This is a genomic window from Pseudoxanthomonas sp. 97-1-1, from assembly GCF_057773125.1.
In genome coordinates this window covers 375,871-388,332 of record NZ_JBYMTJ010000001.1, presented here as the reverse complement: position 1 = coordinate 388,332, position 12,462 = coordinate 375,871, and the positions used below count along the sequence as shown (strand labels likewise).

Here is a 12,462-nt window from a genome sequence, read left to right as displayed (position 1 = left end):
CGCACCGGGGACAGTGGCATGACATCGCAACCTTACGACGACCTCGCACCCACCGAGAGCCTGGCCACGCGCCTGCAGGACGCACCCACCGCGCCCGACGGGACGCTTGCGCCGGGCGCACGGCTGGGGCGTTACCGCATCGAAGGCCTGCTGGGCCGGGGCGGCATGGGCGAGGTCTACCGCGCCGCGCAGCTGGAACCGGTCCGCCGCGAGGTGGCGCTGAAGCTGATGCGCGCGCAACGCCTGCAGGCGCGCCACCTGGCGTATTTCGAGGTGGAGCGGCAGGTGCTCGCGCAGATGCGCCATCCGGCGATCGCGCAGATCTACGACGCCGGTGCGACCGAAGAAGGCTTCCCGTTCTTCGCGATGGAGCTGATCGAAGGCACCCCCATCACGCGCTACTGCCGCGACCAGCGCCTGCCGCTGGATGCCCGCGTCGCGTTGCTGATCCGGGTGTGCGAGGGCGTGCAGCACGCGCACCACAAGGGCGTGGTGCATCGCGACCTCAAGCCCGGCAACCTGCTGGTGGACACGCTGGACGGCAGGCCGGTGCCGAAGATCATCGATTTCGGCATCGCGACCACCGCGTCGCTGGCCGGCGATGCCGTGCTGGAGCGCGCGGGCACGCCGGAGTACATGAGCCCCGAGCAGGCGCAGGGCGATCCACGCGAAGTGGATACCCGCAGCGATGTGTATTCGCTCGGCGTGGTGCTGTGCGAACTGGTGACCGGCGTGCGGCCGGAAGCCGTGGGCGAGACCTGGTCCGCGGAGACGCCTACGGCCGTCGCGCCGTCGTCGCGGCTGGCGGGATTGCCGACCGAACAGGCACGCGAGATGGCGCAGGAGCGCGGTCTTTCGCTCGCGCGGATGCGCGATCGGCTGCGCGGCGACCTGGACTGGATCGTGCTGAAGGCCATGCAGCACGAGCGCGACGCCCGCTACGATTCGGCTGCGGCCCTGGCCGACGATCTGCAGCGTTACCTGGATGACAGGGTGGTCTCCGCGGTGCCCGCCAGTCGTGGTTATGTGTGGCGCAAGTTCCTGCGCCGCCACCGCGCTGCGGCCGTCGCGGCCGGCGTAGCGCTGGTGGCGCTGCTGGGCGGGCTGGGGCTGTCGCTGTATGGCCTGCAGCAGGCGCAGACGCAGCGCAGCGTCGCGGAGGCCCGCAGCGCGGAACTGGAGAAGGTGGCGGCGTTCCAGCAGTCGATGCTGGAAGGGATCGATATCGAGACCATGGGCGTGGGTCTGGCGGAGGGTCTGGTCCGGCAGGTCGGCAGCCTCGACCCGTCGGCGGCCGATGCCTTCGGTGCCACGCTGGCGAAGACCAGTACCGGCGATCTGGCGCGCGACCTGGTGGACCGGCAGTTGCTGGCGAACGCCGAGGACGCGATCGCCCGTGATTTCGCCGACCAGCCCGACGTGGCGGCCAGCCTGCGCGAGTCGGTGGGGCACGTGTACGCCGCCATCGGCCGCCATGACAAGGCGGCGACGCACTTCGCGCATGTGGCGGACTACCGCAGCACGGTGCTGGGCGAAGGTGCGCAGGAAACCCTGCGTGCGCGGCGGGACCAGGTGCAGGCGTTGCTGGAAGGCGCCCACATCGACCAGGCGGAGGCCGTGCTGCAGAAGGCGCTGCCGCGTGCGTTCGCACTGCCGGTCAACGACCGCGTACGGGTGAAGCTGGAGCTCGCGCAGGCGCAGGTGATCTCGGCGCGGGGCGACCGGCCGCGCGCGAAGGGCGTGGTGCAGGCGGTGCAGGAGCGCCTGCTGTCCAGCGTGGGCGAGGGCGACCCGGCGACCCTGGAAGCCACGAATGACCTGGCGGCCGTGCAGCGCAACCTGGGCGAACTGCCCGAGGCGCGCGCCAACATGGAGAAAGTGGTCCGGTTGCGCACGGCCACGCTGGGCGCGGACCACGAGGAAACGCTTTCGGCGATGGGCAACCTCGCAGTCCTGCGCATCATGAACCGCGAAAAGGATGCCGCCATCGCGATGCAGCGGGACCTGACCGGACGCTACACGCGCAAGCTGGGCAGCGAACACCCGGTCACCCTGCAGGCGCGCAGCACGCTGGCCACGATGATGGTCGACGCAGGCCAGGCCGATGAGGCGCTGCCCCTGCTGAAGGATGCGCTGGCCGCGCGTGAACGCGTGCTGGGCCGCGATCATCCGCAGACCGTCCGCACGCGCCTCAACCTGGCGACCGCGCATGCGCGCCTGAAGGACTACGCCGCCGCGTTGCCGCTCGAGGAGCAGGTGATCACCGTACGCAGTCGCGTGCTGGGGCCATCGCACCCGGACACGCTGTCGATCCTGGTCAACCACGCCGGCACGCTGCTCAACGCAAAGCAACCCGAGGCCTCGCTGCGCCTGCTCACCGATGTCCAGCCCCTGGCGCTGAAGGTGCTGGGCGACAAGCACCCGCAGGCGCAGCTGACGATGGTCATCCGCGCCGAGGCGCTGCGCACCACCGGGCGCGCGCGGGACGCGCTGGCGGAGTACCAGAAGCTGTTCGACCTGCGCCGTGCGGTGCTGGGCGAGCGGCACGTGGAAACACGCACGGCGGCCTGGAACCTGATCGACACCTACCGCGAACTGGGGCGCGGCGGCGAGGCCGACGCACTGCACCGGCAGTACATCGCGCCGTTGCTGGCGGCGGACCCGGGCACGCTGGACGACGCCGACGCCGAGTTCGTCAGCCGTTATCGCGAAGGAAAGCGGCCCGGCAAGCAGACCTGAGAACGCCCGGCCTCACTCGCCGGGCTTGGCCGCCGAGCTGGAGGCTTCCGACGCCGCGCGGCGCGACAGCACGGCTTCGCGATGGGCGATGTAGGCGTTGGCGCCGAAGATGATGCCGGCGCCGAGCAGCGTCCACGTATCCAGCGTCTCGTCGAACAACAGCCAGCCGAACACCGCGACGACCGGCAGCTGCATGAAGCTGATCGGTGTCAGCGCGGAGACTTCGCCCAGCTTCAACGCACGCGTCCACAGCATGTGGCCGCCGGTGCCGAGCACGCCCGCCGCGACCACCCATAGCCAGGTGATGCCCTGCGGCCATTCCCACACCGCCAATGCAGGCAGCAACGACATCGGCACCCATAGCAGCGTGGTGTAGATGACGATGCGGTCGGCCGGTTCGGTGTGCGAGAGTTGCTTGATCTGGATCGCCACCAGCGCGCTCATCACGGCCGCCAGGACGGCGATCAGCGCATCCGCCGTGAATGCCGAGGTGCCCGGCCGCACGATCACCAGCACGCCGATGAAGCCGAGCACCACCGCCGTCCAGCGACGCGCGCGCACCTGCTCGTTGAGCATCGCGGCGGCGGCGATGGTGACGAACAGCGGGGTGGAATAGGACAGCGACACCGCCTGCGCGAGCGGCAGGTGGCCGATGGCCCAGAAGCCGGCCAGCATCGAGCAGATGCCGATCACGCAGCGGAACAGGTAGCGCGGGAACTGGGTGGTCTTCAGGAAGCCGGGGCCATGGCGCAGGATCAGCGGCGCCGCTGCCAGCAGGCCGAAGAAGTTGCGGAAGAACGCGATCTCGAAGGTGTGCAGCGTGGCCGAGGCCAGGCGGATCGCCACCACCATCAGCGCGAAGAACACCGTGCTGCCCAGCATCAGCACGGCGGCGCGGTAGTGGGCGGGCAGGGTGGGCATCAGCAGCGGGGACCGGCCCCTTCCCCCGCACGCGGGGGAAGGATGGGATGGGGGCGAACGAAGTCACGGATGTCGAACCCACCGCCGATCGTTGTCGACACGACAAGTCGTGGCGGTCGAGTCCGTCGCGCACGCTGGAGGAGACGGGCTCCGGTCGGCCCCCACCCCGGCCCTCCCGCGTGAACGGGGGAGGGGGAAGTATCCGGGCCGTTGATGCGCGTCATCCCGGGACTACCAGGTGGCCCCGATGAGCTTCGGTTCCGGCTCGATGGCCACGCCGAAGCGCGCGTGCACGGACGCGGCGATCTTCCTTGCCAGCGCCAGCAACTGCGCACCGGTCGCCGCGCCATGGTTGACCAGCACCAGTGCGTGCGCGGCGGACACGCCGGCATCGCCATCGCGGTGTCCCTTCCAGCCACAGGCTTCGATCATCCAGGCCGCCGACAGCTTGCGGTTGTGCAAGGCATCGCCACGGAACACGGGCAGGGTGGGGTAGTCGACCAGCAGCGCTTCCGCCCGTGCCTGAGACACGATGGGGTTCTTGAAGAAGCTGCCGGCATTGCCGACCACGGCCGGATCGGGCAGCTTGCGCTGGCGGATGCGGATGACGGCTTCCCCCACATCGCGTGCGCTCGGTGCGGCGATGCCCATCGCGCCGAGTTCCTCACGGATGCCGGCGTAGTCCAGGCGCAGGGACGGCGTGCGCGGCAGCAGGAATTCGACCGCCGTCACCAGGTAGCGATCCGGCGCGTGCTTGAACACGCTGTCGCGGTAGGCAAAGGCGCAGGCTTCGCGGTCCAGCCGTACGCGCACGCCATGGTGGCGATCGAACGCCTCGACGATATCGATGAACTCGCCGACTTCGGTGCCGTAGGCGCCGATGTTCTGGATGGGCGACGCGCCCGCGGTGCCCGGGATCAGCGCCAGGTTCTCCAGCCCGCACAGGCCCTGTTCCAGCGTCCACATCACCAGCGGATGCCACGGCACCCCGGCGTCGGCGCGCACGCGTGCGCGCTCGCCATCGTCGGACACGATGGCCGTCGAACGGGTGGCGAGGCTGATCACCGCGCCCGGTGCATCGCCCGCGAACAACAGGTTGCTGCCGCCACCGATCACCAGCGTTTCCGCATCGGTGACCTGCGGCAGGGCAAGCACCTCCTCCAGCGCGGCGACATCGTCCACTTCGATCAGCCACGGCGCGATGGCGGGCACGCCGAAGGTGTTGCGGTCGCGCAATGCCGCGTTCGCGGTGAGGCGATAACCGGGGGTCATTCCGGGGCTACCGGACCACGGCTGGGTGCTTCGCGGCGGCGGCGGATCGCTTCCACGCACTCATGGACCAGCTCCGGTCCGCGATAGACCAGGCCCGTATAGCACTGCACCAGCGAGGCGCCTGCCGACATTTTCGCCACCGCATCGGCGCCGGACAGGATGCCGCCCACGCCGATCAGCGGAATGCTGTGCGGCAATCGCGTGCGCAGGCGGCGCAGGACCAGCGTGGCCTGGCCCATCAGCGGTGCGCCGGACAGGCCGCCGGTTTCACGGGCATGCGGGTGGTCCTGCACGCTCAGGCGGGAGACCGTGGTGTTGGTGGCGATGACGCCGTCCACCTGCATGTCGCCCAGCACGCGCGCGACCGCGTCGATGTCGCTGTCGGAGAGGTCCGGCGCGATCTTCACCAGCATCGGCACGCGCTTGCCGTGCTGGGCGGCAAGATCTTCCTGCGCCTCGCGCAGGGTACCGATGAGCTGGCGCAGCGTCTGCTCTTCCTGCAGTTCGCGCAGGCCGGCGGTATTGGGCGAGGAGATGTTGACGGTGATGTAGTCCGCCAGCGGATAGACGCGTTCCAGGCAGTAGAGATAGTCCGATGCCGCACGCTCGTTGGACGTGTCCTTGTTCTTGCCGATGTTGATGCCCAGCAGGCCCCGGTCGCGGCGCGCGGCTTCGACATTGCGCACCAGCGCATCCACGCCTTCGTTGTTGAAGCCCAGGCGGTTGATCACGGCCTGGTGCTGCGGCAGACGGAACATGCGGGGCTTCGGGTTGCCGGGTTGCGGCTTGGGGGTGACCGTGCCGATCTCGACGAAGCCGAAGCCCAGGGCGAACAGGGCATCGATGTGTGCGCCGTTCTTGTCCATGCCGGCGGCCAGGCCGACGGGGTTGGGAAAGGTCAGGCCCATCACCTTGGTGGGCATCGGCGTGATGGGGCGCGCCACCAGCGGCGTGGTGCCGGTGCGGTAGGCCAGGTCCAGTGCCTTCAGGCCCATGCCGTGGGCGGTTTCGGCATCAAGGCCGAAGAGGAAAGGTCGGGCGAGGGAATACATGGAGGCGGGCGGGCTCAGTTCAGCGTCACCAGCCAGGCCATGCCGCCCAGGAACAGGAAGATCACCGCGATGCCGACCACCCACAACAGGGCCGATACCCAGCCGAGCACCAGACCGCCGATGGCCATGCCGTCGCCGTCGAGCTGGCCCTGGCTGCGGCGGATCTCCGCACGCGCCATGTGGCCGGTGACGATGGCGACGAGCGTGCCGATGAAGGGCAACAGGGTCCAGCCGAGGATGCCGGACACGAGGCTGGCGATGGCGAGGCTGCTGGTGGTGCGGGCTTGGTTCATCAGGATCTCCGTGCAGGGGTCAGGGAGGTGCGATGGCGCAGGATCGGGCGCACAAAAAAATCGCGCCACCCGATGGAGTGGCGCGATTATCCCAGATGCTGGCCCGTTCAGGGCATGCCGGTCCGGCTCCGGCGTGGGAAAGCCTGGACAGATCCATCAAGACAGGCGCTGTGCCTTCACGGCCGTTCGAGGTGGGCTTGTCGAACCATGCGTCTCATGGCGAAGCAGCACGGTCCTGATCCGTCGACCCACCGCAAAGAGTGTGGATCGACAGGTTCACCAGGAACGGGGCCAGTTGTTCCGGCATTCCTTACAGGTCGAACTTGATGCCCTGGGCCAGCGGCAGCGAGTCGGAGTAGTTGATGGTGTTGGTCTGCCGGCGCATGTAGACCTTCCATGCGTCCGAGCCCGACTCGCGACCGCCGCCGGTTTCCTTCTCGCCACCGAACGCGCCGCCGATCTCCGCGCCGCTGGTGCCGATGTTGACGTTGGCGATGCCGCAATCGCTGCCGGCCGCCGACAGGAACTGCTCGGCCGCCTTGAGGTTCTGCGTGAAGATCGACGACGACAGGCCCTGCGGCACGGCGTTCTGCATGTCGATGGCTTCGTCCAGCGTCTTGTACTTCATCACGTACAGGATCGGCGCGAAGGTCTCGTGCTGCACGACTTCATCGGAATTCTTCAGGCCGGTGACGATGGCCGGCAACACGAAGTTGCCCGGGCGGTCGATGGCGGTGCCGCCGGTTTCGACGGTGCCGCCACTGGCCTTGGCTTTCTCGATGGAGGCCAGGAACTGCTGCACGGCGGCCTGGCTGTTCAACGGGCCCATCAGGTTGGCCGGGTCCAGTGGATCGCCGATCTTGCCTTCCACCTGCTTGTACGCCTTGATCAGCGTGGACAGCACGGTGTCGTAGATGGATTCGTGCACGATCAGGCGGCGCGTGGTGGTGCAGCGCTGGCCGGCGGTGCCGACGGCGCCGAACACGATGCCCGGAATGGCCAGCTTCAGGTCGGCGGTTTCGTCCAGGATGATCGCGTTGTTGCCGCCCAGTTCCAGCAGGCTGCGGCCCATGCGGCGCGCGACGCGCTCGCCGACGGTGCGGCCGACCTGGGTGGAGCCGGTGAAGCTGATCAGCGGGATGCGCTTGTCGTCGACGAACTGCTGCGCCAGCTCGACGCCGGCGTCGTTGATCAGGAAGAAGATATCCGGGAAGCCGCCGGCCTTCAGCGCGTCGTTGCAGATCTTCATGCTGGCGATCGCGGTGAGCGGTGTCTTGTTGGACGGCTTCCAGATGCAGATGTCGCCGCAGATCGCGGCCAGGAACGAATTCCACGCCCACACCGCGACCGGGAAGTTGAACGCGCTGATGATGCCGACCAGGCCCAGCGGCTGGTACTGCTCGTACATGCGGTGGCCGGGACGCTCGGAGTGCATGGTGTAGCCGTACAGCATGCGGCTCTGGCCCACGGCGAAGTCGGCGATGTCGATCATCTCCTGCACTTCGCCATCGCCCTCGGGCTTGCTCTTGCCCATTTCCAGCGCGACCAGCGAACCCAGCGCATCCTTGTGCCGGCGCAGCGCGTCACCGCACAGGCGCACGGCTTCGCCGCGGCGCGGCGCGGGGGTGGTGCGCCACACCTTGAAGGCGGCCTGGGCACGTTCGACGATCTTCTCGTAGTCGGCCTGGCTGCTGGCGTGGACTTCGGCGATCACTTCGTTGGTGGTCGGGTTGATCGACTGCAGCAGGCCGGCATCGGTGGTCGTGGACCATTCGCCGCTGCCGAGGTAGGTACCCGAGTTGGTGTTGGCGAGGCCAAGGGCCTTGAGAAGGTCAGCAGGCATGGAAGCTCCAGGGATCGAATGCGGAGGACGCCAGCGGAAACCGCGGCGTCGCAGGGGGCACGATTCTATCAGAGCGACGTGTGCCGGCTTCGCGTAACTCCGTGTTTTTCCAGAGGTTCTTGCGCGACAACCGCTTGCGTGCGCGGCCGTTGATCCGCTGCCGGGGTTTGTTCGGTTCGCCGACTCCGGATGATGGCATTCGGCGATTCGCCGAGGGGGCGGGAGTGAGGCTGATGCGACGGCGTGCGATGGAAGATGGTGACCCCGGCGCGATTCGAACGCACGACCTGTCCCTTAGGAGGGGACCGCTCTATCCAGCTGAGCTACGGGGCCATCGGCGGCGATTCTCGCACGAACGGATGACGGGTTGAACGCGCTCGCCGGCCGCGCGACCGCGCTGCAAAGGCACGCAAGCCACACGCGAATCCGGCATGCAATGCGGATCGGCCGGGCCGCATGCATGTCCGTCGCGCGACATGGCGGATGCATGCGCGGATGCTCCACGCGCAGCGGAAGACATCCCGGGGCCGCATTGGTTTCAGTTGCATCCAACTGAAATCATTGGCTTTGTTGCGACGCAGCGCTTGACAGCCCCCCGGGGTGCCGTGCTTTTCTTCCAGCATGCGCTTCCATGCACTCCACACGACGAATCCGACACCGGCCACGCAGCCGGCGCCGTCGCGTGCCTGTGCCGGGCGTACCGGCATTACCACCACCATTACCACCCTGACTCGTCGGGTGCGGTTGGTTGTGTTCGCGTAATTCGCAGACCACGGCCCCGCACCCGGATCAGGATGCAGGGCAACCCCGATTCCTGATGCGTGCCGGGCCTCCTACCCGAGGTTCCTGACCCATGTCGTCCCGCACCGCCGAAGTCGAACAATCCAAACCGCGCGTCGTCGTCCACAAGTTCGGCGGCACGTCCGTTGCCGATGCCGAACGTTACCGCCACGTGGCGCAACTGCTGCTGGCGCGCGAAGAGGACCTCCAGATCACCGTGGTCTCGGCGATGAAGGGCGTGACCGACGCGTTGATCGAACTGGCCGAACTCGCGTCGCGCGGGCAGGAGGAATGGCGCGAGCGCTGGCACGAGCTGCGTGCGCGGCATCGGGGCGCGGCCGTGGCGCTGCTCGGTGAGAGCGCCGGCGGCACGCTGGACTGGGTGGAGGAACGCTTCGACCAGCTCGCGCAGATCCTGGCGGCGCTCGGGGTGATCGGCGAACTCCCGCGCGAAGTACTGGATCGCGTGCAGGGCCTGGGCGAAGTGCTGTCCGCGCGCCTGCTGGGCGACTACCTGCGCACGCTGGGCGAGGATTGCTCGGTACTCGACGCCCGCGACGTGTTGGTGGTGGATCGCAGCGACCTGGGCGTCGATGTCGACTGGACGATCAGCGCGCAGCGCCTGGCGGAATGGCGGAAGGTCCATCCGCAACAGCGCGTGGTCGCCACCGGCTTCGTCGCCCGCGACCGCAACGACCGCATCACCACGCTCGGCCGCAATGGCAGCGACTACTCCGGCGCGATCTTCGCCGCGCTGTACGACGCGGCCGAGCTGCACATCTGGACCGACGTGGACGGCGTGCTGTCGGCCGACCCGCGCGTGGTACCGGAAGCGGTGCAGCTGGACACGCTGAGTTACGACGAAGCCTGCGAACTGGCCTACTTCGGTGCCAAGGTCGTGCATCCGCAGACCATGTCGCCGGCGATGGAACGCGGCCTGCCCATCATCATCCGCAACACCTTCCATCCGGAGCACCCCGGCACCCGCATCACCGCCGAGCGCGATGTCAGCGGACCCGTGAAGGGACTGACGCTGAGCCCCGACCTGGCGGTACTGAACCTGGAAGGCACCGGCCTGATCGGCGTGCCCGGCACGGCGGAGCGGGTGTTCGCCGCCCTGCGCGATGCGCGCGTGTCGGTGGTGATGATCTCGCAGGGATCGTCGGAACATTCGATCTGCTGCGTGGTGCGCCGCGCCGAGGCGGCGCGTGCGCAGTCCGCGCTGCTCACCGCCTTCGCACACGAGCTCACGGTGGGCCAGGTACAGCGCGTGCAATTGACGGAAGGCGTCAGCGTTCTGGCCGCCGTCGGCGACGGCATGGCCGGGCAGCCGGGCGTGGCCGCGCGCCTGTTCGAATCGCTGGGCCGCGCACGCGTCAACATCCTGGCGATCGCGCAGGGCTCGTCCGAACGCAACATCTCGGTCGCCATCGACAGTGCGGACGCCACCAAGGCGCTGCGTGCCGCGCACGCCGGTTTCTGGCTGTCGCCGCAGACGTTCGCCGTGGGCGTGATCGGGCCGGGCAACGTGGGCGCCACGCTGATCGAGCAACTGCGCGCCGCACAGCCGCAACTGCTGGGCAAGGCCAACCTCGACCTGCGCCTGCGCGCCATCGCCTCCAGCAAGCGCATGCTGCTGGACGAGCGCAGCATCGGCGCCGACTGGCGCGCACGCTTCGAAGCAAGCCCGCAACCGGCCGACCTGGATCGCTTCACCCAGCACCTGTTGTCGGCGCACATGCCGCATGCGGTGATCGTGGATTGCAGTGCCAGCCCGTTGGTCGCGGACCGGTATGCCGAGTGGCTGGCGGCCGGCATCCACGTGGTCACGCCGAACAAACAGGCTGGCGCCGGCCCGCTGCCGCGCTACCACGCGATCCGCGAGGCGGCGTCCGCCAGCGGCGCACGTTTCCGCTACGAGGCCACGGTGGGCGCCGGCTTGCCGGTGATCTCCACCCTGCGTGACCTGCTGGACACCGGCGACGCGGTGGTGTCGGTGGAGGGCATCTTCTCCGGTACCCTGGCCTGGCTGTTCAACAAGTACGACGGCAGCGTGCCGTTCTCGCAACTGGTCACGGAAGCGCGTGGCCTGGGCTATACCGAACCCGATCCGCGCGATGACCTGTCCGGCACCGACGTGGCGCGCAAGCTGGTGATCCTGGCGCGTGAAGCGGGGCGCGAGCTGGCGCTGGAAGACGTGCAGGTGGAAAGCCTGGTGCCGGCATCGCTGCGGCAGGCCAGCGTCGATGACTTCATGGCACGGCTGGGCGAAGTGGATGCCGGTTTCGACGCGCAGCTCGCGAAGGCGCGGGCCGCAGGCAACGTGCTGCGCTACGTGGCCAAACTGGATGCGGAAGGCCGTGCCAGCGTGGGCCTGGTGGAACTGCCTGCTGCGCATGCGTTCGGCAATCTGCGCCTGACCGACAACATCGTGCAGTTCACCACGCGCCGTTACTGCGACAATCCGCTGATCGTGCAGGGCCCGGGTGCAGGTCCGGAAGTGACGGCGGCCGGCGTGTTCGCCGACGTGTTGCGGGTGGCGGCCGGGCAGGGGGCGAAGCTGTGATGCCGGATTCGAGGTTGCAAGCAGGAGAGCCGTGGGCATGAGGGAGCAGGCAAGTGCGTTTTCGCCGGCGTCGGTGGGCAACGTGGGCGTCGGGTTCGACATCCTCGGTCACGTGATCGAAGGGGTCGGCGATACGGTGGGCGTGCGCCGCATCGATGCGCCGGAGGTGCGTATCGCCGCCATCCGTGGCGCGACCGTGGACCTGCCGCTGGATGCGCCGGGGAATACCGCGGGCGCGGCGCTCATCTCGCTGCGCGAGGCGCTGGCGCTGCCGTTCGGCTTCGAGGTGGAGATCGAGAAGGGCATTCCGCTCGGCTCGGGCATGGGCGGCTCTGCAGCCTCCTGCGTCGCGGCACTGGTGGCAGCCAATGCCCTGCTGGAAACGCCGCTGAGCCGGGAGCAGCTGTATCCGCATGCGCTGGTAGGCGAGGCGGTGGCCAGCGGCGGCAGGCACGGCGACAACCTCGGTCCGATGCTGCTGGGCGGCCTGGTGCTGTCGACATCCGAACACCTGGTACGCGTTCCCGTGCCGGAGCATTGGCACAGCGTGCTGGTGCATCCGGACGCCATCCTGGAAACCCGGCGCGCGCGCGCTGCCCTGCAGGGAAGCTACGAACTGAAGGACTTCGTGGCGCAGAGCGCGAACCTGGCGCTGGTGCTCGCGGGTTGCCATGCAGGCGATGCTGCGCTCGTGCGTGCAGGGTTGCGTGACGTGCTGGTCGAACCCCGCCGTGCACCGCTGATCGTCGGCTTCGACGCGGCGAAAAGCGCCGCGCTGGAAGCCGGTGCGATGGGCGCCAGCATTTCAGGCGCCGGTCCCAGCGTGTTCGCGTGGTTCGAGTCGCGTGGCGAGGCGGAAGCGGCAGTGCCTCTCGTGCAGGCGGCGTTCGCAGCGGCCGGCTTCGACAGCCAGGCCTGGGTGTCGCCGATCAACGCGACCGGTGCCGAGCTGCTGTCCGCGCACTGAGCCTTCTCCATTTCCGGTCGAGCCGCCTG

At 68.6% G+C, this 12,462-nt stretch carries 8 protein-coding genes and 1 tRNA gene; 3 read left to right on the top strand and 6 right to left on the bottom strand.

What is annotated here, in order from left to right:
* Positions 1-18 precede the first annotated feature (18 nt).
* Positions 19-2,739 (top strand): serine/threonine-protein kinase, encoded by a 2,721-nt coding sequence (locus AC3DET_RS01780; RefSeq protein WP_488390538.1) that lies wholly within the window; start codon positions 19-21, stop codon positions 2,737-2,739.
* A gap of 12 nt (positions 2,740-2,751) precedes the next feature.
* Here the strand turns inward: AC3DET_RS01780 and AC3DET_RS01775 are convergent, their stop codons facing one another.
* From AC3DET_RS01775 to AC3DET_RS01750, 6 genes are all read right to left on the bottom strand, one after another.
* Positions 2,752-3,660, bottom strand: a complete 909-nt coding sequence (locus AC3DET_RS01775) for a DMT family transporter (RefSeq protein WP_488390537.1) — start codon at positions 3,658-3,660, stop codon at positions 2,752-2,754.
* 231 nt (positions 3,661-3,891) lie between these two features.
* Positions 3,892-4,932 (bottom strand): UDP-N-acetylmuramate dehydrogenase, encoded by a 1,041-nt coding sequence (murB, locus tag AC3DET_RS01770; protein ID WP_488390536.1) that lies wholly within the window; start codon positions 4,930-4,932, stop codon positions 3,892-3,894.
* Positions 4,929-5,984 (bottom strand): quinone-dependent dihydroorotate dehydrogenase, encoded by a 1,056-nt coding sequence (locus AC3DET_RS01765; RefSeq protein ID WP_337730071.1) that lies wholly within the window; start codon positions 5,982-5,984, stop codon positions 4,929-4,931. Before AC3DET_RS01765 ends, murB begins: the two co-directional genes overlap by 4 nt.
* Before the next feature lie 14 nt (positions 5,985-5,998).
* Positions 5,999-6,277, bottom strand: a complete 279-nt coding sequence (locus tag AC3DET_RS01760) for a DUF4190 domain-containing protein (RefSeq protein WP_337730070.1) — start codon at positions 6,275-6,277, stop codon at positions 5,999-6,001.
* Positions 6,278-6,587: 310 nt separating this feature from the next.
* Entirely contained in the window at positions 6,588-8,120 is a 1,533-nt protein-coding gene (amaB, locus tag AC3DET_RS01755; RefSeq protein WP_488390535.1) for an L-piperidine-6-carboxylate dehydrogenase, read from the bottom strand.
* A gap of 256 nt (positions 8,121-8,376) precedes the next feature.
* Positions 8,377-8,453: transfer RNA gene (locus tag AC3DET_RS01750), tRNA-Arg, on the bottom strand.
* A 520-nt stretch (positions 8,454-8,973) separates the two neighbouring features.
* Here AC3DET_RS01750 and thrA point away from each other — a divergent pair.
* Complete coding sequence (gene thrA, locus AC3DET_RS01745) at positions 8,974-11,466, top strand: bifunctional aspartate kinase/homoserine dehydrogenase I (protein ID WP_488390534.1); 2,493 nt, start codon at positions 8,974-8,976, stop codon at positions 11,464-11,466.
* A 37-nt stretch (positions 11,467-11,503) separates the two neighbouring features.
* Positions 11,504-12,433, top strand: coding sequence for a homoserine kinase (locus AC3DET_RS01740; protein WP_488390533.1), 930 nt, complete (start codon positions 11,504-11,506; stop codon positions 12,431-12,433).
* Positions 12,434-12,462: the final 29 nt, after the last annotated feature.